Below are 24,437 nucleotides of genomic sequence, written 5' to 3' on the forward strand. Positions count from 1 at the left end.
TTTTCCATTCAGAAAGAGAGTGTGTGATGAGTGCCTATTTATTCTTGCTGTTGCTCGTATTGATTGGGGTTATCTCCCATAACCAGTCGGTCATCATCGCCAGCAGCGTCCTCTTGATTATTAAAGCGGTCGGATTCGGCGACCAATTGTTCCCGACGCTCGCCTCAAAAGGCATCCATTGGGGGGTAACGATTATTACAATTGCCGTCCTCGTGCCGATTGCGACCGGCGACATCGGATTCCGGGAATTGTGGAATAGTATTAAAGGTCCAGTCGGCATCATCGCGTTCGCCTCTGGAATCTTCGTCGCGCTTGCCGCCGGCCAAGGGGTCCAACTGATGCGGGTCGACCCCGTCGTCACGACGGCATTGCTCGCTGGGACCATCCTGGCCGTCGGTTTCATGAAAGGCGTGCCGGTCGGACCGCTCGTCGGAGCCGGCATCGCCGCCTTGATTTTAGGTGGATTTAGCCTGTTACAAAAATGGTTCTGACATTTTTTGACGGCTGGATACGCTTACATTTCTTTTTTTCAGTAAATTGTTTATACTAGATAAAGGACAGGGTGGAGCGAGCTCGAAACGGATTGGGGAGAGTCTTCGACTCCTCGCCCTTATTCCCTACACACAGACTGTATATGCGGTCGATCACTTTTAAAGACTGAGGGGGAGTTATTGATGTCAACGACAAAAGGTTTAGAAGGAATTGTGGCAGCGGCCTCAAAAGTCAGTTCGATTATCGACGGACAATTGACTTACGGAGGATACACGATTGACGATTTGGCAGACCACGCCACATTCGAAGAGGTTGTTTTCCTATTATGGAACGACCGCCTTCCGAAAGAAGATGAATTAACTGAGCTCTCAGCAGCGCTCGTGAAAGAAGCCAAATTGCCAGAAGACGTCATCGCGACGCTCGAACGGGCACCGAAATCGGCCAATGCGATGGCGACGATTCGGACTGCACTTTCACAGCTCGCGCTTTATGATGAAGAGTCTGAAGATATGAGTCCGGAAGCGAACATGCGCAAAGCGATTCGTCTCCAAGCGCAAATCGCCACGATTGTGACGGCATTCGCTCGTCTTCGTAAAGGCGAACAACCGGTTGCACCAAAACAGGGCTTGTCTTATGCGGGCAACTTCTTGTACATGTTGAATGGAGAAGAGCCGAGCGAGGTCGCCGAGAAGACGATTGACAAGGCACTCATCCTTCACGCCGACCATGAATTGAACGCTTCGACGTTCACGGCACGCGTCTGCGTTGCCACATTGTCGGATATTTATTCTGGTGTGACGGCGGCGATGGGCGCCCTTAAAGGCCCGCTCCACGGAGGTGCGAACGAGGCGGTCATGAAGATGCTTCATGAAATCGGATCGGTCGACAAAGTCGAAGACTACGTCCGCGGCAAGTTCGAACGCCGTGAGAAGATCATGGGCTTCGGTCACCGTGTCTATAAGGACGGCGACCCACGCGCGAAACACTTGAAAGAGATGAGCCGCCAATTGACTGCTCAAATCGGCGAACCGGAATGGTACGAGATGTCTGAGAAAATCGATCATCTCGTCGAGACGGAAAAAGGCTTGAAACCGAACGTCGATTTCTATTCGGCGTCAACATATTACGCGCTCGGCCTCGACGAAGAGTTGTTCACGCCGATCTTTGCTGTCTCACGCATGTCGGGCTGGATTGCCCACATCCTCGAGCAGTACGCGGACAACCGTTTGATCCGTCCTCGCGCTGAATACATCGGCGAGACGAACCGGTCATACGTCCCGGTGAACGAGCGTTAATTGACGCCGAACGAGAAGTTCGAGTCACAATTTAGACATAAACTTTGGTAAACTAACAATTGACGTAGGTCGGCGCTCGCGTCGGCCTACATAAATGTACTTAGGGGGATTCATTATGTTGACACAAAACGAAAAGATTACAGTTGAAAACGGTGTATTAAACGTACCAAACGTACCGACGATTCCATTTATCATCGGCGACGGCACAGGACCTGATATTTGGAACGCATCAGTGCGCGTCTTTGATGCGGCTGTCGAAAAAGCATATGGCGGCGAGAAGAAAATCGAATGGATGGAAGTGTACGCTGGGGAGAAGGCCTACAACCAAAAAGGCGAATGGCTTCCAAACGAGACACTCGATCAAATCCGTGAATATTTGATTGCCATCAAAGGTCCATTGACGACACCGGTCGGCGGCGGAATCCGTTCACTCAACGTAGCACTCCGTCAAGAACTTGACTTGTACACGTGCTTGCGCCCGGTCCGTTACTTCACAGGCGTCCCTTCACCGGTCAAACGCCCAGAGGATACAGACATGGTCATCTTCCGTGAGAACACAGAAGATATCTACGCAGGAATCGAATACGCGTCAGGTAGCGACGAAGTGAAGAAGTTGATCTCATTCTTGAAAGAAGAGATGAACGTCAACAAAATCCGTTTCCCAGAAACGTCTGGAATCGGAATCAAGCCAATCTCGTCTGAAGGAACAAAACGTCTTGTTCGTGCGGCGCTCGAGTACGCCATCGCGAACAACCGTAAATCGCTCACGCTCGTTCATAAAGGAAACATCATGAAGTTCACAGAAGGCGCCTTCAAAAACTGGGGCTATGAGCTTGCAGAAGAAGAGTACGGCGACAAAGTCTTCACATGGGCGCAGTATGACCGTATCAAAGAAGAATCAGGCGAAGCGGCTGCGAATGAAGCGCAATCGAAAGCAGAAGCAGAAGGCAAAATCATCGTAAAAGATTCAATCGCTGATATCTTCTTGCAACAGATTTTGACACGTCCGCGTGAGTTCGATGTCGTGGCCACGATGAACTTGAACGGTGACTACATCTCGGATGCGCTCGCTGCCCAAGTCGGCGGAATCGGGATCGCCCCTGGAGCGAACATCAACTACGTGACGGGCCATGCTATCTTCGAAGCGACACACGGTACGGCACCGAAGTATGCCGGCCTCGACAAGGTCAACCCGTCATCGGTCATCTTGTCTGGTGAAATGATGCTTCGTCATATGAACTGGAACGAAGCGGCTGACCTCATCATCAACTCGATGGAGAAGACGATCGCCTCGAAAGTCGTCACATACGATTTCGCTCGTCTCATGGACGGCGCGACAGAAGTGAAGTGTTCAGAGTTTGCGGATGAATTAATTAAAAACATGTAAGACATCAGCTAAACCAAGGGGGAGAGCACAATGATTCGTCGCAATAAAATCTCGGTTATCGGTAGCGGATTCACGGGGGCCACGACGGCACTGTATTTGGCTCAAAAAGAACTCGGTAACGTCGTCTTGCTCGATATCAAAGAAAACGAGAACCCGACGAAAGGAAAAGCGCTCGATATGCAAGAGACGGCGCCGATTCAAGGGTTTGACTCGTGGATTACAGGGACGTCGGACTATGCCGAAACGGCGGACTCGGATATCGTCGTCATCACAGCGGGAATCGCGCGCAAGCCAGGCATGAGCCGGGACGACCTCGTCTCGACGAACGCCAAAGTGATGCGGGCGGTCACGAAAGAAGTGGCCCGTTACTCGCCGGACGCGATTATCATCGTCTTGACGAACCCGGTCGACGCGATGACGTATGCCGCCTTCAAAGAGTCGGGCTTCCCGAAAGAGCGGGTCATTGGTCAATCCGGTGTGCTTGATACGGCCCGGTTCCGGACGTTCGTCGCTGCGGAGTTGAATATATCCGTGAAGGACGTTTCTGGATTCGTGCTCGGCGGGCACGGGGATGACATGGTCCCGCTCATCCGCTACTCGTATGCGGGAGGAATCCCGCTCGAGAAATTGTTGCCGACCGACCGCATCGAAGCAATCGTCAATCGGACCCGTAAAGGCGGCGGTGAGATCGTCCAACTGCTCGGGAACGGATCGGCCTACTATGCGCCGGCCGCGGCCATCGTCGAGATGGTCGAAGCGATTCTCAAAGATCAACGGCGTATTTTACCGGCCATCGCGTATCTCGACGGCGAATACGGTTTCCACGACTTGTATCTCGGTGTTCCGACGATTCTTGGTGCGAACGGAATCGAACGTGTGCTCGAACTTGAATTGACGGAAGCCGAAACGGCGGCGCTACAGCGTTCAGCCGACTCGGTCCGCTCCGTCCTGAACGTCCTCAACTGAGGGCTTACCTCGTCTGCCATGGCAGACGAGGTTTTTTGTATGCGTGGCGCATGCTACACTGAAAGCAGAACGTGGATTTGTTTTGTTTTTGTAAAGATTTGCTTTGAGGTTGGTCGTAGGTGGCATTGATTTGTAAAATAGGTAGTGTACATGACTGAACAGATAGATTAGAGGAGGAACTAAGCGTGGCTGATAAAGTAATTGTTGTCGATGACGAGGTGTCGATTGCGACGTTATTAAAGTTTAATTTAGAACAAGCCGGATTCGAAGTCGAGACGGCGCACGATGGAAAGACCGGACTTGAACTGGCCGAGAAACAAGATGCCGTCTTGATTGTCCTCGATTTGATGTTGCCTGAGATGGACGGTCTCGAAGTTTGCAAACGGCTCCGCCAACAAAAAGTGAACACACCGATTCTCATGTTGACGGCGAAAGACGATGAGTTCGATAAAGTACTCGGCCTCGAACTCGGTGCCGATGACTATTTGACGAAGCCGTTCAGCCCACGAGAAGTCGTGGCCCGGGTCAAAGCCATCCTGCGCCGTTCGGCCCCACAAGAAGCTCCGGCGACAGACACGGACGTCATCGAGATTGGCGACGTGAAAATCATCGCGTCGAACTATGAAGTGTTCAAAAACGGCGAACGGCTCGAGTTGACACCGAAAGAGTTCGAACTGTTAGCCTACTTAGCCAAGAACAAAGGACGCGTTTTGACGCGCGACCAGCTCTTGTCGGCGATATGGAATTACGATTTCGTCGGAGATACGCGCATCGTGGACGTTCACATCAGTCACCTCCGGGAGAAGATTGAACCGGTGACAAAAAAACCGACCTATATCAAGACGATTCGCGGCCTCGGTTATAAGATGGAAGAGCCGATGCCCGAATGAAGACGTACCGCTCGCGGTTTTTGACGACGCTCATCCTGCTCGTGACGGGCGTCTTATTGACCCTCGGGATCGTGCTCGGTCAATTGTTCAAAGACTTCTATTTAGATTCTGAACGCGACCGCTTGAAAGAAGACGCTGAGTTGGCCGCGCTCTATTTAGACGGAGGCGACCTTGCGGACATCCAAGACTACGTCGGTCAAATCGATGATGAGAGCAGTTTCGATATCTTGCTCCTCAATCGTCGGATGGAAGTCATCGCCGGGACACCGTTTCGGGTCGGTTCCTTTGATTTCCGGATGGATGCCTCGTCGATTCCGGAAGGCGGGACGTTCGGCAACGAGACACGCGAGGACTTGATTCAGTTCACGAAGCCGATCGAACTGTCATCCGGTGACACGGTATATTTGAGTTTTATCCGTTATGTCTCCGATTTGGAAGGGGTGTATGACCGGATTTGGCTGACCATCGCGCTAGCCTTGATTTTCTCGTTCTTCTTAATCCTTTTCGTGTTACACAACCTGACGAACCAATTCATCCGACCGATCGACGAGGCGACCATCGTCTTGCGGGAACTGGCGGACGGGAACTATCGGGCCCGCGTCTACGAGTTGCGAAACGATGAGGAGACGGGCAGCCTGGCCGGGTCGATTAACGTGCTCGCCCGCAACTTGGAGACAATCTCACTCGGGGAATCGGTTCAACGGGCAAGGCTTGAGTCGCTCATCGAGTATATGGGGGCAGGGTTACTTTTGGTCGACGAACGTGGCATCGTGACGCTCGTCAACCGCTCGTATCGCGACATGTTCCAATATGATGAGTTGATGATCGGTCAGTTTTATCATGGAATTTTGCCGAGCCCGGACGTTGAGACGCTGATTGAAGACGTCTATTTGACAGAGGAGCCGCATCGCCGACAACTATCGATTCGGTCCGGTTTCAACCAAAAGACGTATATGGTATCGGCCGCACCGATTTTCAGTGATACAGGCATGTTGCGCGGGACGACGCTTCTCTTTAACGACATCAGCGAGTTGAAGCGACTTGAGAAGATGCGCAAGGATTTCGTCGCGAACGTCAGTCATGAACTGAAGACGCCGCTCACGTCGATTCGTGGTTTCAGCGAGACGCTGCTCGACGGGGCGAAAGAAGTGCCGGAACTACGCGATCAATTCTTGGATATCATTCAAAAGGAAGCGACGCGCATGCAGATGCTCGTCGAGGACTTGCTCGAACTGTCGCGGCTCGAACGGGAAGACTTCCATTTGGAGTTCACCCCGGTCCAACTCAATCAGCTCGTCGAGGAAGTCTGTCTCGTGCTCAGTCAAAAAGCGGAACAGAAATCGATTCACTTGGAGTCGCGTCATGATGGGGAAGTCGTCTTGCAGGCGGACATGAACCGAATCAAACAAGTCATCTTGAATCTCGTCGCCAATGCGATTAACTACTCGCCGGAAGGTAGCCAGGTCGAGATTGCGGTCGAGAAGAGACCGGACGGCTCTTATTTGATCGTCAAAGACAACGGCATCGGCATCGCGCCGAAAGAAGTGGGCCGAATCTTTGAACGGTTCTACCGGGTCGATAAGGCGCGGAGCCGAAACTCCGGCGGGACGGGTCTTGGTCTTGCCATCGTCAAGCATATCGTCGATCTCCATCACGCGACGATTCAAGTCGATAGCGTCGAAGGCGAAGGAACGACGTTCACCATCAAATTCCCGAGTGCTTAACAAGGAATTCATGGTGAATTCATACCGGCTTTACAAAGCGATGCTACTCTATGGATGAGACCTCTTCATCATCTCGTGTCCCGATTGGTGCTCATCTCCACTCGATCGGGAAGATCGACCCTTTTCTAGTACCTAGAAAAGGGTCTTTTTTTTCGAACGCATGTACCCGTATGATATGATGGAACCAGATAGAATGGAGGTTGTCCAATGAATAAACTACTACTCCTTGACGGAAACTCACTCACGTATCGTGCCTTTTTCGCGTTGCCTCCGATGACGGATGCGAGCGGTCGAAACACGAACGCCGTGTACGGGTTCACGATGATGTTATTGAAGCTGATGGAAGACGAACAGCCGACACATTTCGCGGTCGCGTTCGATGCGTCGAAAAAGACGTTCCGCCACGACACGTATGCCGACTATAAAGGTGGACGGCAAAAGACACCGGGTGAGCTCCGCGAGCAATTCCCGATCGTCCGTGAGATTTGCGAGGCGTTCGGTATCAAAGTACTTGAGCTCGACCAGTACGAGGCCGATGACATCATCGGGACGCTTTCAAAAAATACCGCGTTCGACCAAGTGACGGTCGTCACCGGTGATAAGGATTTACTGCAGTTGATTGACGACCGTGTCACCGTCTATTTGACGAAGCGCGGTATCACCGACGTTGAGGCGATGGACGCGGCGGCATTCCACGAGCGGTATGAGGGACTGAGCCCGCTTCAAATGATTGATTTGAAGGGGCTGATGGGCGATAAATCCGATAACATCCCGGGCATCCCCGGTGTCGGTGAGAAGACGGCCCTCAAATTGCTCACGGCCTACGGTTCCGTAGAAGGCCTGTATGAACATACGCACGAACTGAAAGGGAAACAAAAAGAGAAAGTCGAGGCGAACGAGCGAGAAGCGCTCATGTCGAAACAATTGGCGACGATTTATACCGACGTGCCGATTGACGTCACCATGGACGAGCTCACGTTCCATCCGTATGACGCTGGAAGAGTGAAGCCGCTGTTCATGAGCCTGCAGTTCAAGTCGCTTCTCGGGAAACTGAGTCTCGACGCGTCGAGCGAGGAAGCCGTGGAAGTGCGTGACGTAAACCACATCGGGATTGACGAGCAAGATTTGACAGAGGCGGTCCTCTTCCTCGAACAACTTCGCGACGATTATTTCGAAGAACCGGTCATCGGCGTAGCCATCGCTTCAAAAGCCGGAGTGACCGTCGGCGACGTGTCGCTCTTAGACGTCTCGACTGTCCGCGAGTGGCTGGCGGATGAAGACCGGGCCACGATTTGTCTCGATGCGAAACAGACAATCATTCAACTGAAGCGCCACGGCGTGTCGCTTCGAGGCTACGAGGACTTGCTCGTCGCCGGCTATTTGCTCAACTTGTCGGGCGGGACGACGCTCGACTCGATTGCCGCCCATTTCGAATATGCGTTGCCGGAAGACGAGGCCGTATACGGAAAAGGTGCCAAACTGCACGTGCCGGATCAAAACGTCCTCGACCAGCACCTCGGGGAGAAGGCGATGGCCATCTTGACGTTGTTCGTCAACGTCAGTAACGAACTCGTCAAAAACGAGCAGACATCGCTGTATGAGGATTTGGAACGACCGCTCGCCTCGGTGCTCGCTGAGATGGAGTGGGCCGGGATTCATGTCGATGTGGCGACGTTGAAGGTGATGGAAGACGATCTTCGCGAACGCCTGCTTCAGCTCGAGACCGAAATTCACAGTCTCGCCGGTGAAGCGTTCAATATCAATTCACCGAAGCAACTCGGCGTCATCTTGTTCGAGAAGCTGGCGTTGCCGCCGGTCAAGAAGACAAAGACGGGGTACTCGACGGCGGCGGACGTGCTTGAGAAGCTTGCACCACTCCACCCGATCGTCGAACATATCATGCATTACCGCGAACTTGGGAAGTTGCAGTCGACGTACGTCGAGGGGTTACAGAAAGTCATCAAGGACGACGGGAAAATCCATACCCGTTACACGCAGACGTTGACGCAGACGGGACGATTATCGTCGGTCAACCCGAACTTGCAAAACATCCCGATTCGCTTGGAAGAAGGGCGCCGGATTCGTAAGGCGTTCACGGCGAGCGAATCCGATTGGGTGCTCTATGCGGTCGACTACTCACAAATCGAACTCCGCATCATGGCCCACATGTCGCAGGATGAAAAGATGCTCGAGGCGTTCCTGCATGACGAGGATATCCATACGTCGACGGCAGCCAACGTGTTCCGGGTCGCCAAAGAAGAAGTGACGTCGCTCATGCGACGCCAAGCGAAAGCGGTCAACTTCGGAATCATCTATGGCATTAGTGATTACGGGCTGTCGCAAAACCTCGGCATTAGCCGAAAAGAAGCGCAGACGTTCATCGATACGTACTTCGAGCAGTTCCCAGGAGTGAAACGATTCATGGATGCCGCCATCGAACGGGCCCGGGAACACGGCTACGTCGAGACGATGTTGAAACGCCGCCGCAATATCCCGGACATCCATTCCCGCAACTTCAACTTGCGCGGTTTCGCCGAACGGACGGCCATCAATACGCCGATTCAAGGGACGGCAGCCGATATTATCAAGAAAGCGATGATTGACGTCGATGTGGCGCTCCGCGAATCGGGCTTACGCTCGAAACTATTGCTTCAAGTCCACGATGAACTCATCTTCGAAGGACCGAAAGCAGAGACGGAAGCGCTCGAAAAAATCGTCAAGCAAGCGATGGAGCACACAATCACCTTGGATGTCCCGCTCCGCGCGGACGGTTCGTTCGGTGAGACGTGGTTCGACACGAAATAAGATCGAGAAAGGAAATCAATATGCCTGAATTACCAGAAGTGGAGACGGTCTGTCGCCGATTGCGACCGTTCGTCTCCGGAAAAACGATTGCAAATGTCGAGGTGCTCGACGCGAAAATCATTCGGGGACACGAACCGGAGATTTGGAAACAACAGTTGCTCGACGAGACGATTCAAGACGTCGAGCGGCGTGGGAAATTTATTTTGTTCAAGTTGACAAACGGATATCTCGTTTCGCATCTCCGAATGGAAGGGAAATTCTTCCCGCATGACGAAATGGTCAATCCGGTCAAACATACGCACGTCGTCTTCACGTTCACGGACGGGACGACGCTTCATTACAACGATGTCAGAAAGTTTGGCACGATGGAACTGAAGACGAATGACGACTTGTATGTGACACCGCCGCTGTCGCTGCTCGCACTTGAACCGTTCGATTCGGGAGTGACGGCAGAGACGCTCCACACCCGCTTGAAGAGGATGAATGTCCGTGCCATCAAGACGGCACTCCTCGACCAGTCGATTTTCGTCGGCCTCGGCAACATTTACGTCGATGAGACATTGTTCCGGGCCGGGGTCCATCCGACTCGTCCGTCGGCCTCGCTCTCGCTTGACGAGGTGCGCTTGGTGCATCAAGAAGCTGTGGCCGTGTTGACAGAAGCGATTGAACGCGGCGGGAGCACGATCCGAAGCTATACGAATCCGGATGGGGCGAGCGGAACGTATCAAGAGACGCTCTATGTGTACGGACAGACCGGTGAGCCGTGTAAACGATGCGGCCGACCGATTGAAAAGATGAAATTGGGCGGACGGGGCACGCACTACTGTCCGCACTGCCAACAGTAAGAGGTGGACATGATGTTGAAGATTGGTTTGACAGGTGGAATTGCGACAGGGAAGTCGACCGTATCCCGTCTGTTTCGAAAACAAGGAATTCCGATTATCGATGCCGATAAAATGGCACGGATCGTCATCGAGCCGGGAGGCAAGGCGTTCGCGGCCGTTCGTGAGGCGTTCCCACAATGCTTCTCGGGCGACGCGTTGAACCGTCAGGCGCTCGGACGTGAGATTTTTCATGATGACGCCAAACGTCAGTTGCTGAATCAGCTCATGCATCCGGCCATCCGTGAGGAGATGCTCGAGGAGATGCGTGGATATGAGACGGCAGGGGAAACGGTCGTCATATTCGACATCCCGCTCTTGTTCGAAGGGACGATGCGGGACCTCGTCGATTATACGGTCGTCGTCTATTGCCGGGAAGAGATTCAGTTGATGCGCCTCATGGAGCGGAACGGCTTGACGAAAGCTGAAGCGCTCGCGCGCATTCATGCCCAAATGCCGATTGAAGAGAAGAAGCAACAGGCTGATTTTTTAATCAACAACAACGGTGCCTTAGGCGATTTGTCGGCCCAAGTGGCCCGCCTCGTCGAACAATTTGAAGACATGAAAAAAGAAGGCGACTGAGCGCCTTCTTTTTTTGTTCAGTTTAACGGGTCTGAGTCTGGTCTGCCTTTCTTCCATGTATCGAAGATGGCTCGGCCGTCACTCGGATGACCGTTCGAATAATAAATCGGATAGAGCGAGAAGAAGACGTAATAAAACGAGAAGTACGCGAATTGATACGTATAAAGCGTCGGTTCAATCTCCCGCATCAAGATGAAGGCGTTCACGATCAAGATGCTCGATAGGTTGAAGATGGATCCGCCCGCGTAGACGATACTGCGGGTCAATCGGTTACTATATTTCAAGTCACTGAACTGACACCACGCGTCATAGAAGTAGACACGGTTGAATTGTAGGCGCCCGACTTTGAATAATTTTTTACCGGTTCCAATCTCCATATCGAGCGAACCCCCAAAGAGTTTCGCGAAGAAGAAATGGCCGAATTGATGGATAATCGTCACTATCGGCAAAATGATGAAAAACGAGATGATAAATTTGTCTAAATCGGTCCAATCGAACATGCTGTCCTAGCTCCTTTCCAAGCTCTACACCAAATTTCCCTCTTTTTCAAATCTGAAACTGTAAAAAAGTGAAAGAAATGTGACGATTCATAGTGAAAACGCTTCCATTTTTCCGTTATAATGGTGTCGTAACGCAGAAAAAAGGGGGACTTTACATGGGGACGAAAGTTGCAATCAATGGATTTGGTCGAATCGGGAGAATGGTGTTCCGAAAATTGATGCTCGAAGGGCGTCACGACGTGGTCGCCATCAATGCGAGTTATCCGGCGGAGACGCTCGCCCACTTGATTAAGCACGACACGGTCCACGGACCGTTCACACTCACGGTCCGGGCGCATGGGGATGCGCTTGAAGTTGATGGGAAGCGAATCATGCTCGTCTCCGAGCGTGATCCGGAGCGGTTGCCGTGGAATGAGCTCGGGGTTGAAATCGTCATCGAGGCGACTGGTAAATTTAATTCAGATGTCGGGGCGAAAAAACATTTGACGGCAGGTGCGAAGAAAGTTATTTTGACGGCACCAGGAAAAGGGGAGCTGCGGACGATTGTCATGGGGGTGAACGATCGTGATTATTTACCGGAGCACGATCACGTCATCTCGAACGCCTCGTGCACGACGAACTGTCTCGGTCCGGTCGTTAAAGTATTGGACTCGACGTTCGGAATCGAGACGGGGCTCGTCACAACCGTGCATGCCTATACGAATGATCAAAACAATATCGACAATCCGCATAAAGACCTTCGGCGCGCTCGCGCTTGTGGTAGTTCCATTATACCGACTTCGACCGGGGCTGCCAAAGCCATCGGACTCGTCTTGCCTGAATTGCAAGGGAAGTTGAACGGGATGGCACTTCGCGTACCGACACCGAACGTCTCACTCGTCGACCTCGTCGTCGAGTTGCGCCGTGACGTGACGGTAGATGAAGTGAATCAGGCGTTCGAGCGTGCCGCACATGGAGAGATGACGGGTATTCTCGGTGTCTCGAACGAACCGCTCGTCTCCATCGACTTCAACGGGGATGAACGTTCATCGATTATCGATGCCGATTCGACGATGGTGCTCGGGGGCAATCACGTCAAAGTGCTCGCTTGGTACGATAACGAATGGGGCTATTCGTGCCGTGTCGTCGACTTGTTGGACATGGTCGCGAGCTACCTACAAATCGGACAACAAGAAACCCACGTCTGAAAAAATATATTTACACAAAAATATTTTCAATGAATTGAAACAAATGTCTTGTATCGACGTCCCAAACGCGATACACTCTAACTCGTGAACTTCAATTGGTCTGACAAACGCAACTTAAAGGGTTAGGACCTCTTAGGACTAACTTGCCCCCGTGGTTGTGGGCGATTCAGGCACAAAGTGAGTGATCATCAACTACTTTGAGACCATTGATGTAAAGGGGGATCCACTAATATGGATACTATGGGACGTCACATTATTACAGAACTTTGGGAGTGCAATCCCGACAAATTGAACGATATCGACTACATCGAGCGCTTGTTCGTCGATGCAGCACTTCGTTCGGGCGCTGAAGTCCGCGAAGTCGCTTTCCACAAATTTGCGCCACACGGTGTAAGTGGAGTCGTTATCATCTCAGAATCACACTTAACGATTCACAGTTTCCCTGAGCATGGCTACGCATCAGTCGATGTGTTCACATGTGGGGACCGAATCGATCCGGCCACAGCTTCGCAGTACATCGCGGAAGGCTTGGAAGCAAAAGTTCGTGAGGACGTGAAACTTGATCGCGGAATGGGACCGATTCGTGTTCCGGAAGCACAAGTTGCAATCAGCAAATAATCAGATTGACCTTTTGAGGCTGGCCGAATTTCGGTCAGCCCTTTTAATTGTTTTGTTAACCGCTTAATTTTGATATGCTTAACCTATATAAATAAGGTGTCGAGGTGGATAATGGGATTATTGGATAAGTTTCAAACACATGTCCAGACGGACGATTCGCATAAAAATGAGGCGCTGCGCACACGTTATGTGGCGGCTTCGCCGACCGCCGTGCTCACATGGCTCCGCGATCGGATTCAAACAGAAGGACAAACGGTTCGCCGTGTCGATACAGACCGGGGCGAAGTGGCGTTTAACGGCGACGGCTGGGACGCGCTGGCGACAGTCATTCAAGTGGATGGCGGACGCACGGCTGTCGACTTCACGTTGAACCGTGACCAGATGCTCGGGCCGGACCTTGGTCAAATCGTTACCACATACTATGAGGCGCTGCAAGTGAAGTTCCCGCTCCGCGCCATCGGGAATCAATCTGTCGAACGATAAGGAGGGCTGAGCATGCGTTGTCCTAAATGCGATCATAATGGAACGAGAGTGCTCGACTCCCGACCAGTACAAGATTTCTATTCGATTCGTCGCCGTCGCGAATGCGAGGAGTGCGGCTATCGCTTCACCACGTTTGAAACGGTCGAACAGACCCCGCTCATCATCGTTAAAAAAGACGGGAATCGGGAAGAGTTCAGCCGGGAGAAAGTACTTCGCGGGATTATTCGGGCGTGTGAGAAACGACCGGTCACGCTAGAGCAACTCGAAGGCGTGGTCACGAAAGTCGAACAACAGTTACGCGCGCTCGGTCAGTCCGAGATTCCGAGTGAGCAAGTCGGTGAGCTCGTGATGAATGAATTGGCACGTGTCGATGAAGTGGCCTACGTCCGCTTCGCGTCCGTCTATCGCCAGTTCAAAGATATCTCTGTGTTCTTTAAAGAACTTGAAGATTTAATGAAGCAAGAAAAATCGACCAACTAGAGGGGCGGCCTGCTGGTCGCCTTTTTTCAGGGGAGACCTATCATGGAAAAAGAACGAATACTGTACGGGACTGACGAACTGTTGATTATGAGCACTGGGCTCATCGATCGCGAGTCGTATCAGTCGTTGTACCACTTATATCAGCCGGTCATCGGTGTGAAGGCGCTTGCGATGTATCAGACGCTTTGGAGCGAGCTGAAGCCCGGGAAGATGAAATCGAATTATATGTCGCACAGCGCGCTCTGTGAAATGCTCGATTACTCGATTAACGAGCTGACGGACTGTCTGTTCCGGCTCGAGGCGATCGGACTCGTCCGGACGTATAAGACGAAAGATGAGCGTTTGACCCAGTACGTATATCAACTGCGTGTCCCGCTCGCACCCCATACGTTCTTGAACGACGGACTGTTGTCGAGTTTTCTCTTCTATAAAGTCGGGGAAGTTCGCTTTAAACAGTTGCAAGGACGATTCACGATCGATCCATTGCCGGCCGGGATTATCGAGGTGACGAAAGACTTTAATGAAGTGTTCGACGTCAAAGGCGTCAATCATATGGCGTTCACCCAAAAGAACTACGAGAAACCTGACCGCGCCAAAATCGAGATCAACTATACGTTCGATATGGAAATCGTCAAAAAACTGACGAACTTCCCCGTCGGCTTCTTCACGAAGAAGCTCGATGAGACGATCACGAAGCTTGCCTACGTCTCACAAATCGATGAAGAGACGATGGCCGAGATGTTGAAGGAGTATTTCGTCCACGAGGCGTATCTACCACTCAGCGAGCAAGAGAAGCGCGACGGCTGCCGCCAAATGGTGTTGCAGTTGAAGAAGAAACAAACGCGCCATCGGAAAGTGAAGTCGGACGAGACGGTAAAAGCAGAAATCGGTGATTTGCATGACGTGACGGTCATGGAAGAAGCGCATCCGCATCAATACGTGTCGACGTTACGGAAGACGCCACAACTGTCGAAGAGTGACGAGCAACTCATTATCGATCTCGTCGATACGCTCGGGCTCGCGCCAAGTGTCATCAATGCATTGTTCTATTACTGTATCGAAGTGAAGAAGCAGACGCGGCTCAGTGAGAACTATGTCATGCGGATCGCGACGAGTTGGAAGACGGCGGGCTATTTAAACGCCAAAGACGCGTTGGAACAAGAAGCGACACAAGATGCGCTCATCGAGAAGAAACAGCAGAAACGGGAGAATGTGCAACAGCGGACGACCGTCGGCTCGAGACGCAAAGACAAGACCGAGATGCCAAAATGGCTCGAAGACGAGGCGAAAGAGCAACGGACGTACGATCAAAAACGAAAACAAGAGCTCGAGGCATCGGTCCCGGACGACGCGGAACTCGTTAAGCTGTTGAATGAATTGAAAGAGAAAGGATGAGGGACATGGAACGCATCAATCAAACGCTCGCCCAAATGATGAACCGGAAAGAAGTGCGGGAAGCGTACGAATCGATTCGCCGGCGCACCCTCGAACATCCAGAAGTCGTCGCTTTTTTAAAGGCGCATCCGGAGTTAGACGAGACGGCGGTCGAAGTCGGCTTTACGAAGCTCAGTGAATATGCGGAACAGATGGACGGTAAGAAGCTCGTCGAGGAGCAAGCCGTCATCCCGGGCCATCAGCCGGTGCTCTATGTCGACCTCGGTCAAATCGCAATCCGTTATGAAGAGACGGTGAAGCATCGTCAAGCACGGCGCCAAAAAGAGATGGACCGGAAGTTCAAGAGTCTATTCTTGCCGGAGGAAGTGCGAGAGGCGAGCTTTGAATCGTTCGACTGGTCCGATGACGCCCGTAAAATCGCACTCCGTGAATCGATGCGGTTCGTCTCAGGCATGAAGACCCGCCAAAAAGTGAACGGTTTATACCTTCACGGCAGCTTCGGCGTCGGGAAGACGTACTTGCTCGCGGCGATCGCCAACGAGCTGAAAGTGGCGGACATCGAGACAATCCTTGTCCACGCCCCGGGATTCGTCTCGGAAGCGAAACGGAAAATCCGGACCGACTCGTTCGATTCGTTTTTGACGTCATTCCAACACGTGCCGGTGTTATTGATTGATGACATCGGGGCCGAGGCGATCAGTCCGTGGGTACGGGATGAACTGTTCGGCATTATTTTGCAGTATCGCATGATGCATCGCTTGCCGACGCTTTACAGCTCGAACTTCAGCGGAGAAGAGCTCGAGACCCACTTCTCGATCGACGGTTCGCCACAGAACAAAATGAAGGCGCAGCGGCTCATGCAACGCATCTCGACGACGACGACGCAAATCGAGTTAAAAGGTGAGAATCGACGGCGGTAAAGGGATTGTATTTCTGGAACGAGTTGACTATACTAATAAGCATATAACCGATGCATTGAAGAGGACATGAGACGTCGTAACGGGTTTCAAAGCGAGGGAAGGCTGGTGAGAGCTTCCTAAACACGCCGATCGCCTTACTCCCTCAGAGCACCGTACGGGTCAATCGTGCGGCGATTCACACTCGTTATCGTGTGTTCGAGCCAAGCGGATCGCTTGGGAACGAGGGTGGTACCACGAGAATCAAAGCTCGTCCCTTTCATAGGGATGGGCTTTTTTTATTTTCTTTTAAATGTAGAGAGGGGAAGTTGACACATGATTCAATTGACATTTCCAGATGGGGCCGTCAAAGAGTTTGAGGCCGGCATCACAGCAGAAGAAGTAGCAGGTTCGATCAGTCCAGGACTCCGAAAAAAAGCAATCGCGGCCAAAATCGATGGTGAGATGATTGATTACCGTCGTCCGATTGAACAGAACGGTAAAATCGAGCTCGTCATGCCCGACTCAGAAGACGGCATCGATTTGATGCGCCACTCGTCAGCCCACTTGATGGCCCAAGCCATCAAACGGTTGTACGGCGAAGAAGGTAGCATCTACCTCGGCATCGGACCGACAATCGAGAACGGGTTCTATTACGACATCGAGATGGACCGCCGCATCAACGAGGAAGACCTTCCAGAAATCGAGAAGATGATGAAACGAATCGTCGACGAGAACTTGGACATCACACGCGAAGTCGTCTCGCGCGACGAAGCGCTCGAGCGCTACAAACAGCTCGGGGACCCACTCAAAATCGAATTGATTGAAGATATCCCGGCGAGCGAGACGCTCACGATTTACCATCAAGGCGAATTCTTCGACTTGTGCCGCGGACCGCACGTCCCATCGACATCGAAATTGAAAGTGTTCAAGTTGATGAGTGTGGCCGGTGCTTACTGGCGCGGCGACTCGGACAACAAAATGCTTCAGCGGATTTACGGAACGGCGTTCGCGACGAAAGAACAACTCGCGGAGCACCTGCGTCTATTGGAAGAAGCGAAAGAGCGCGATCACCGCAAACTCGGGAAAGAACTCGATCTCTTCTTCGTGTCGCAAGAAGTCGGCCAAGGTTTGCCGATGTGGCTCCCGAAAGGTGCCTCAATCCGTCGTACGGTCGAACGTTATATCGTCGACAAAGAGCTCGAGCTCGGGTATCAGCACGTCTACACACCGGTCCTCGGTTCGGTCGACTTATATAAGACATCGGGGCACTGGGATCACTATCAAGACGATATGTTCCCGAAAATGGAGATGGACAACGAAGAACTCGTCCTTCGTCCGATGAACTGTCCGCACCACATGACGATCTATAAACATGAGCCGCGCTCATACCGCGAACTCCCGCTTCGCATCGCTGAGCTCGGCGGTATGCACCGTTACGAGATGTCAGGGGCGCTCACAGGCCTCCAACGCGTCCGTTACATGGTGTTGAACGACGGGCATACGTTCGTCACACCGGAGCAGATGAAACAAGAGTTCAAAGATATCGTCCACTTGATTCAAGAAGTGTACGCCGACTTTGGCATCAAGGATTATCGCTTCCGCTTGTCGTACCGTGACCCGGCCGACAAAGAGAAATACTTCGACAACGATGCGATTTGGGAAACAGCCCAACGTCAATTGAAAGAGACGATGGATGAGCTCGGTCTCCCTTATTTCGAAGCGGAAGGTGAAGCGGCATTCTACGGACCGAAACTCGACGTCCAAGTCCGCACGGCGCTCGGCAAAGAAGAGACACTGTCGACAGTCCAACTCGACTTCTTGCTCCCTGAGCGATTCGACTTGACGTACACAGGACCAGACGGCAAAGACCATCGTCCGATTGTCCTTCACCGTGGTGTCGTCTCGACGATGGAGCGTTTCGTCGCTTACTTGATCGAAGAGTATAAAGGAGCGTTCCCGACATGGCTCGCCCCGGTTCAAGTCAAATTGATTCCTGTCTCGCACGTTCACGACGAATATGTCGCAGAAGTGAAGGCAGAGCTCGTCAAGCGCGGTGTCCGTGTCGAAACGGACCTCCGTGACGAGAAGCTCGGCTATAAGATCCGAGAAGCACAGATGAAGAAAATCCCGATGACACTCGTCCTCGGTGATAAAGAGCGCGATGAGCGTGCGGTCAACATCCGCCGCTACGGACAGCAAGAACAAGTATCGGCCACACTCGATGCGTTCTTGGCATCCCTCACAGAAGAAATCGCGAACCGTTCACGTTAATCGGTCGACCATCCTTCGCCGGAAGGGTGGTCGTTTTTTCGGTCTCAAGACGGATGCGGAACGGGTGATGGAAACGTAAGGTAGAAGAAAGGAGTGATTCATTTTGAATTATATGAAACCATTAGTGGCGTTGACGATCGGTTCGGTCGTCGCGACAAGCATGATTCCAAAAGTAAACGCAGAAGCCATCGTCGATGACACGATTGTCACACTCGGTGAATCATTATCAGCCAGCCAACGGGATTGGGTGCTCGAACGAGTTGAGGCACCGGCTGGAATTGAACCGATCATCACGACCGCGGCCGATGAAGATAAGTACTTAGGGGATGCCGTCCCACAAGCACAACGCGGCGGGGGTATGTATTCATCAGCCCGTATCAAACTGACTGACGGGACTGGACTCGATATCAAAACGGAAAACGTGACATGGGTCACCGAAGATATGTATGCGAACGCGCTCGTGACCGCCGGTGTCACCGATGCCGACATATACATCACATCTCCGATTCGTGTCACCGGGACGTCGGCCTTGACGGGCATCATGAAAGCGTACGATCAGACAGCGGAAGAGACAGGCATTCAATTGTCCGAAGAGCGGAAAGACTTGGCACAGGAAGAACTGGCTGTCACGTCTGAAATCGGGAAGACAGTCGGTCAAGAGGACGTGGCCGGTCTCATGAACGAGATTAAAGCTGAGATTGCGAACAAGGCACCGGAGACGAACATTGAGATTCGCGATATCGTCATCCAAGTGTTGAATCAAAACAATGTCCAATTGTCTGATACGCAATTGACGCAATTGACGACGCTGTTCGAAAACATGCAGCAAGCGAACCTGGACTGGGGAGCGATCAGCAACGGGCTACAAGGGGCCGGACAAGACGTCCAGGCGTTCCTCGAGACCGAGGAAGTCCAAGGTTTCTTCGCCCGCTTGTTCGAAGCACTCAGCAACTTCTTCAAGTCATTAACGAATTGATCGACGTTGACTATGTGATAGATGGTATTGAAAAAAGGGCGAGCGCCCTTTTTCAATACCATCGTTTATGGATATAGTCGCGAGCGGACTCATGGTCGTCGACAATCTTCAACGTGATTCGGTTCATTTCTTCTAATAAGTCCGTCAAAATCGCTTCGAGCTTGGCATCACTCACTTCATGGTGGCGCATCGTCTCTTGTACGATGTGTTTGATTTGGTCGTGATAATCATGGTCGTCTTTCACTTGCTTTCTCCAAGACACGGTCCATCCCTCCTTTTTTATTTTATTCCCTTGGAAAAGGTATTGCGAAACAGCGAAATGACTGTTATCATCATAAAAGTGTGAGCTACCAATTATTCATGCGCGAATTCTTGACATCTTAATCCTATTGGTGTTAAGATGACATAGTGATTAAATACAACAAAGCAGAAGCGCCCGCTTCTCACCTCGTCCGAACAGATTCGGTCAGGTCCATCATGTACGTGAAGCAGTCGAGCCTTGGTCTCTACTGTCTCCGAAATGATGTGTGGGCGGGAAACTGCCGACGCTTTTTTTATTGCCATGTTGTCTTATCAATCTAAAACTCGTGCAACCGCACGATGGAGGTGCTAACCATTAGCAAAGAGCTCTTTATCAACGAAAACATTCGTGCCCGTGAAGTTCGCTTAATTGGAGCGGACGGTGCACAACTCGGTGTGCAATCGCGTAATGAAGCATTACGTTTAGCAGAAGAGGCTGAACTCGATCTCGTCTTGGTCGCCGACAAAGCTAACCCACCGGTCGCTAAAATTATGGACTATGGGAAATACCGTTTCGAACTCCAGAAAAAGGAGAAAGAAGCGCGTAAAAACCAAAAAGTCATCCAATTGAAAGAAGTGCGCCTCAGTCCGACAATCGAGGAAAACGATTTCCAAACGAAATTGCGTAACGCTCGCAAATTCCTTGAAAATGGTAACAAAGTGAAAGCGTCGATCCGTTTCCGCGGACGCGCCATCACACACTCGGAAATCGGCCGACGCGTCATGGAAAAATTGGCGGCGGAATGTGCCGACTTGGCAACAGTTGAGCAAAAGCCGAAGATGGAAGGACGCAGCATGTTCTTAGTGCTGGCTCCGAAGAAAGAAGATTAATCATCGAGTCATAGTGGGGAGGAAATACTCATGCCGAAAATGAAATCGCACCGTGGTGCTTCTAAACGTTTCAAACGTACTGCATCAGGTAAACTCAAGCGTTCACACGCTTACACAAGTCACTTGTTTGGTAACAAATCGACTAAAGCGAAACGTAAGCTCCGTAAAGGTGCTATCGTCTCAGCTGGAGACTTCAAACGCATTCGCAACATGATCGCGAAGTAATACAGAAAGAATTTAGGAGGGAAACCATATGCCACGCGTAAAAGGCGGTTATACGACTCGTCAACGTCGTAAAAAGCAAATCAAGCTTGCCAAAGGTTATTTTGGCTCGAAACACATTCTATTTAAAGTAGCAAAACAACAAGTCATGAAGTCACTCATGTACGCTTACCGTGACCGTCGTCAAAAGAAACGTGATTTCCGTCGTCTTTGGATCACACGTATCAATGCGGCAGCACGCACAAACGGTCTTTCATACAGCCGTATGATGCACGGCCTCAAGCTTGCAGGAATCGACATCAACCGTAAGATGCTTGCTGAGCTTGCTGTGACAGATGCACAGGCATTCGCGTCACTTGCTGATACAGCTAAATCAAAATTGAACGCGTAATCGTTCAATCGACAGCGCCGAGACCTTATCTCGGCGCTTTCTTTTTTCTGATTAATTCCTTAAACTTAAGATAAGGAGGGCGGACTATGAATCCATCTGTCTTGGCCATCGTCGCGTTGGCACTCATCGTCTTGAACGTCTACACCTATTTGCAGGCGAAACGGTACACGCTCGGCGAAGGTGATTTCAACGTCTTATATGCTTATGCCGGCGGTGCGATCGGTGCTCTGTTTGGGCTTCATTTGACGCGGAAAAAGGCGGTTCATGCCCCAAAAAGCGTTCAAATACAAGTATTGATTTTGGCAGTCGGCTGGTCTTTAATGATTTTAGTACTGCTTTGAATGCAGAATAGGAGGAGCAACCGGTGAACTGGACAACATTATTTGATCGGCAGCGTAAATTAGATGAGCGGATCAAAGAAGAACATCAACTATCCGGGAACCAATTTGATGAGCGGCTACTCGCTTTGCTCGTCGAACTCGGTGAACTCGCCAATGAGACCCGTAGCTTTAAATTTTGGTCAACGAAGGGCCCGTCGCCTCAAGACGTGATCTTAGAAGAGTATGTCGACGGCATTCATTTCTTATTGTCGCTCGGTCTTGCCCTCGGGTATGAACGCGATTCGTTCCCAGCAGGTAGCTCGTATCTTGATGCGACTGACGCTTTTTTAGACGTGTTCCGCAAAGTGACGAACTTTGGTTTGTCGAAGACGGAACCGATGTACGAGACGCTGATGGCGGCTTATCTCGAACTTGGCTATACGCTCGGCATCAACGAAGAGTTGATGGTGATGGCGTATATGGCAAAAAATGAAAAGAACCATGAGCGACAAAATCAAGGTTACTAATCGAAACGAAGGAGCGATGTCCCATGAACGAATCATTACATATGCTGAAACGCTTGACGGATGCCACCGGTGTCCCGGGAAATGAAGGAGAAGTCCGCTCATTGATGCGCGAATACTTGGAGCCTCACGTGGAAGCGTTCGAACAAGACGGGTTAGGCAGTCTGTTTGGACGGGTGACGGGCAACGCGGATGGACCGCGTGTCATGATTGCCGGCCATATGGATGAAGTCGGCTTCATGGTGACACGAATCGAAGAAGGGGGCTTCTTACGTTTCCAAGCGCTCGGTGGCTGGTGGAACCAAGTATTGCTCGCGCAACGCATGGACGTCGTCACACGCTCAGGCGAAAAAATCCCTGGAGTCATCGGTGCGAAACCGCCGCACGTGCTTCCGCTCGAGGCGCGCAAGAAACCTGTCGAGATTAAAGACATGTTCCTCGATATCGGTGCGACGTCGAAAGATCAAGTCGCGGAGTGGGGCATTCGCCCGGGCGATACGGTCGTCCCGCACTGTGAGTTCACGGTCATGAAAAATGAAGACTTCTTGATGGCCAAAGCGTGGGATAACCGAATCGGTTGTGCCATCGCCATCGAGGCGGCAAAACGATTGAAAGACGACGAAGTTCCGGGTGTTGTCTTTACTGGAGCGACGGTCCAAGAAGAAGTCGGGTTGCGCGGTGCCGTCACGGCTGCCAACTTGGTCAAACCGGACGTCGCCATCGCCGTCGATACGGGTATTCCTGGAGATACACCAGGGATGACACCGGCAGAAGGATTGTCGAAACTCGGGGAAGGCGTTCAAGTCATCTTCTTCGATGCGACGACCATCACGAACCCGCGCCTCATCGATTTGATCGTCGAAGTGGCGAAAGAGAACGACATCAAGTACCAATTGGATTTGACGCCGGGCGGTGGAACGGACGCTGGCCGCTTCCATTTGGCAGGTGTCGGGATGCCGGCCGTCGCGCTCACGGTACCGGTCCGTTATTTGCATACGAATGTCTCAATCATTCACAAAGCAGATTATGAAGCAGCCGTCGATTTGGTCGTAGCGCTCACGAAACGACTCGACCACGAAACGGTTCAATGGTTGAAAGAGGGATAATATGACGAAAATCACGTCTACGAAAAGTGAGACGATTAAGCGCTTAAAGCGTTTGATGACGAAAAAAGGCAGACAAGAGTCCGGACAATTTTTGGTCGAAGGCGAGCATTTGGTCGACGAGGCCATCCGTGCCGGACGTCTCGTCCAGCTGATTATGGGGGAGTCGTATACCCCGAAAGGATCATGGCGCCTTGATGAGATGCCTGTCCTTGAACTATCCGACCATGTGGCTGACTTATTGTCAGAGACAGAGAAAACGCAAGGTGTGTTCGCTGTCGTCAAGATGGCCCCGGTCGAACGAAAGATGAAACATGTGCTCGTTCTCGATCGAATCCAAGACCCAGGTAATCTCGGAACGATGATTCGAACGGCGGACGCGGCCGGCTTTGATACGGTCCTTCTCGGCAAAGGGACGGTCGACCCGTTCAATGCCAAAGTCGTGCGCGCGACACAAGGTTCTTTGTTCCACGTCAACGTGAGCTCGGTCGATTTGCTCGAGACGTTGCCTGAATTGAAGAGCGAAGGCTTCCAGATTTACGGCACGGCTCTCGCGAAAGCGACATCGTACGAGCAAGTCGATTTTAGTGAGAAGGTCGCGCTCGTCATCGGCAACGAGGCACAAGGCGTACATCAAGACGTGCTCGACTTGTGTGACACGCGTGTCCATATCCCGGTTCTCGGCGATGCCGAATCGTTGAACGCGGCCGTCGCAGCCGGTATTCTCATGTATCGGATCGCGCTACAATAACCTTGTCAGCACTGACGAATCGTGATAGGTTAATTACATCGAACAAAATAATGAATAGACGTTGAAAGAGCATAGTACGCGAACTACCGAACGAGTACAGGGAGCATGGGCCGAGACTGAGAGCCGATGCCTTGGTCGGCGCTGAATTCACTCTCGAGTCGTGT

26 protein-coding genes are annotated in these 24,437 nt (G+C 51.7%); 24 read left to right on the plus strand and 2 right to left on the minus strand.

The genetic code is table 11. From position 1 onward, the window contains the following. Window positions 1-26 precede the first annotated feature (26 nt). From M467_RS18415 to coaE, 9 genes are all read left to right on the plus strand, one after another. The gene (locus tag M467_RS18415; protein WP_021065622.1) at window positions 27-491 is read left to right on the plus strand and encodes a DUF441 domain-containing protein; all 465 of its coding nucleotides are present in this window, start codon (window positions 27-29) and stop codon (window positions 489-491) included. Between the two features lie 183 nt (window positions 492-674). Next, entirely contained in the window at window positions 675-1,787 is a 1,113-nt protein-coding gene (citZ, locus tag M467_RS18420; protein WP_021065623.1) for a citrate synthase, read from the plus strand. 118 nt (window positions 1,788-1,905) lie between these two features. Then, the gene (gene icd / locus M467_RS18425) at window positions 1,906-3,174 is read left to right on the plus strand and encodes an NADP-dependent isocitrate dehydrogenase (protein WP_029595182.1); all 1,269 of its coding nucleotides are present in this window, start codon (window positions 1,906-1,908) and stop codon (window positions 3,172-3,174) included. A 30-nt stretch (window positions 3,175-3,204) separates the two neighbouring features. Continuing rightward, window positions 3,205-4,140 carry a malate dehydrogenase gene (gene mdh / locus M467_RS18430; protein ID WP_021065625.1) on the plus strand — a complete coding sequence of 312 codons (936 nt, stop codon included), beginning with the start codon at window positions 3,205-3,207 and terminating at the stop codon, window positions 4,138-4,140. Window positions 4,141-4,325: 185 nt separating this feature from the next. Continuing rightward, window positions 4,326-5,030: a response regulator transcription factor gene (locus tag M467_RS18435; protein WP_021065626.1), complete on the plus strand. Its 705-nt coding sequence runs from the start codon at window positions 4,326-4,328 to the stop codon at window positions 5,028-5,030. Beyond that, complete coding sequence (gene pnpS / locus M467_RS18440; RefSeq protein WP_021065627.1) at window positions 5,027-6,754, plus strand: two-component system histidine kinase PnpS; 1,728 nt, start codon at window positions 5,027-5,029, stop codon at window positions 6,752-6,754. Before M467_RS18435 ends, pnpS begins: the two co-directional genes overlap by 4 nt. Before the next feature lie 207 nt (window positions 6,755-6,961). Continuing rightward, window positions 6,962-9,559, plus strand: coding sequence for a DNA polymerase I (gene polA, locus M467_RS18445; protein WP_021065628.1), 2,598 nt, complete (start codon window positions 6,962-6,964; stop codon window positions 9,557-9,559). A 20-nt stretch (window positions 9,560-9,579) separates the two neighbouring features. Beyond that, complete coding sequence (gene mutM / locus M467_RS18450) at window positions 9,580-10,404, plus strand: DNA-formamidopyrimidine glycosylase (RefSeq protein ID WP_021065629.1); 825 nt, start codon at window positions 9,580-9,582, stop codon at window positions 10,402-10,404. A gap of 12 nt (window positions 10,405-10,416) precedes the next feature. Beyond that, window positions 10,417-11,022: a dephospho-CoA kinase gene (gene coaE / locus M467_RS18455; protein ID WP_021065630.1), complete on the plus strand. Its 606-nt coding sequence runs from the start codon at window positions 10,417-10,419 to the stop codon at window positions 11,020-11,022. A 17-nt stretch (window positions 11,023-11,039) separates the two neighbouring features. Here the strand turns inward: coaE and M467_RS18460 are convergent, their stop codons facing one another. Next, entirely contained in the window at window positions 11,040-11,522 is a 483-nt protein-coding gene (locus M467_RS18460) for a site-2 protease family protein (protein WP_021065631.1), read from the minus strand. Window positions 11,523-11,677: 155 nt separating this feature from the next. On the opposite strand from M467_RS18460, the gene M467_RS18465 reads away from it, so the two are divergent. From M467_RS18465 to M467_RS18500, 8 genes are all read left to right on the plus strand, one after another. Beyond that, window positions 11,678-12,709 carry a glyceraldehyde-3-phosphate dehydrogenase gene (locus tag M467_RS18465; protein ID WP_021065632.1) on the plus strand — a complete coding sequence of 344 codons (1,032 nt, stop codon included), beginning with the start codon at window positions 11,678-11,680 and terminating at the stop codon, window positions 12,707-12,709. A gap of 231 nt (window positions 12,710-12,940) precedes the next feature. Continuing rightward, window positions 12,941-13,327, plus strand: a complete 387-nt coding sequence (speD, locus tag M467_RS18470) for an adenosylmethionine decarboxylase (protein ID WP_029595188.1) — start codon at window positions 12,941-12,943, stop codon at window positions 13,325-13,327. Between the two features lie 111 nt (window positions 13,328-13,438). Beyond that, window positions 13,439-13,810, plus strand: a complete 372-nt coding sequence (locus M467_RS18475; protein WP_021065633.1) for a hypothetical protein — start codon at window positions 13,439-13,441, stop codon at window positions 13,808-13,810. Window positions 13,811-13,822: 12 nt separating this feature from the next. Next, the gene (gene nrdR, locus M467_RS18480) at window positions 13,823-14,290 is read left to right on the plus strand and encodes a transcriptional regulator NrdR (RefSeq protein WP_021065634.1); all 468 of its coding nucleotides are present in this window, start codon (window positions 13,823-13,825) and stop codon (window positions 14,288-14,290) included. 42 nt (window positions 14,291-14,332) lie between these two features. Continuing rightward, on the plus strand, window positions 14,333-15,685 hold the full coding sequence (locus tag M467_RS18485; protein WP_021065635.1) for a DnaD domain protein: 1,353 nt from the start codon (window positions 14,333-14,335) through the stop codon (window positions 15,683-15,685). Between the two features lie 5 nt (window positions 15,686-15,690). Then, complete coding sequence (gene dnaI / locus M467_RS18490; RefSeq protein WP_021065636.1) at window positions 15,691-16,605, plus strand: primosomal protein DnaI; 915 nt, start codon at window positions 15,691-15,693, stop codon at window positions 16,603-16,605. Window positions 16,606-16,917: 312 nt separating this feature from the next. Next, window positions 16,918-18,855, plus strand: coding sequence for a threonine--tRNA ligase (thrS, locus tag M467_RS18495; RefSeq protein WP_021065637.1), 1,938 nt, complete (start codon window positions 16,918-16,920; stop codon window positions 18,853-18,855). Between the two features lie 112 nt (window positions 18,856-18,967). After that, entirely contained in the window at window positions 18,968-19,831 is an 864-nt protein-coding gene (locus M467_RS18500) for a DUF1002 domain-containing protein (protein WP_031199847.1), read from the plus strand. 52 nt (window positions 19,832-19,883) lie between these two features. Here the strand turns inward: M467_RS18500 and M467_RS18505 are convergent, their stop codons facing one another. Beyond that, on the minus strand, window positions 19,884-20,093 hold the full coding sequence (locus M467_RS18505; protein ID WP_021065639.1) for a hypothetical protein: 210 nt from the start codon (window positions 20,091-20,093) through the stop codon (window positions 19,884-19,886). 338 nt (window positions 20,094-20,431) lie between these two features. Here M467_RS18505 and infC point away from each other — a divergent pair, with 338 nt between their 5' ends. From infC to M467_RS18540, 7 genes are all read left to right on the plus strand, one after another. Continuing rightward, a complete protein-coding gene (gene infC / locus M467_RS18510; protein WP_021065640.1) occupies window positions 20,432-20,962 on the plus strand; it encodes a translation initiation factor IF-3 in 531 nt (176 codons plus the stop codon). A 30-nt stretch (window positions 20,963-20,992) separates the two neighbouring features. Next, entirely contained in the window at window positions 20,993-21,187 is a 195-nt protein-coding gene (gene rpmI, locus M467_RS18515) for a 50S ribosomal protein L35 (RefSeq protein ID WP_021065641.1), read from the plus strand. 28 nt (window positions 21,188-21,215) lie between these two features. Continuing rightward, window positions 21,216-21,575: a 50S ribosomal protein L20 gene (gene rplT, locus M467_RS18520; RefSeq protein ID WP_021065642.1), complete on the plus strand. Its 360-nt coding sequence runs from the start codon at window positions 21,216-21,218 to the stop codon at window positions 21,573-21,575. 86 nt (window positions 21,576-21,661) lie between these two features. Then, window positions 21,662-21,916, plus strand: a complete 255-nt coding sequence (locus M467_RS18525) for a hypothetical protein (protein ID WP_021065643.1) — start codon at window positions 21,662-21,664, stop codon at window positions 21,914-21,916. A 23-nt stretch (window positions 21,917-21,939) separates the two neighbouring features. Then, window positions 21,940-22,422: a dUTP diphosphatase gene (locus M467_RS18530; protein ID WP_021065644.1), complete on the plus strand. Its 483-nt coding sequence runs from the start codon at window positions 21,940-21,942 to the stop codon at window positions 22,420-22,422. A 23-nt stretch (window positions 22,423-22,445) separates the two neighbouring features. Beyond that, on the plus strand, window positions 22,446-23,525 hold the full coding sequence (locus M467_RS18535; RefSeq protein ID WP_021065645.1) for a M42 family metallopeptidase: 1,080 nt from the start codon (window positions 22,446-22,448) through the stop codon (window positions 23,523-23,525). A gap of 1 nt (window position 23,526) precedes the next feature. Beyond that, on the plus strand, window positions 23,527-24,273 hold the full coding sequence (locus tag M467_RS18540) for a TrmH family RNA methyltransferase (RefSeq protein ID WP_021065646.1): 747 nt from the start codon (window positions 23,527-23,529) through the stop codon (window positions 24,271-24,273). Window positions 24,274-24,437 lie beyond the last annotated feature (164 nt).

This window comes from Exiguobacterium chiriqhucha RW-2 (genome assembly GCF_000416965.1).
Taxonomy (GTDB): domain Bacteria; phylum Bacillota; class Bacilli; order Exiguobacteriales; family Exiguobacteriaceae; genus Exiguobacterium; species Exiguobacterium chiriqhucha.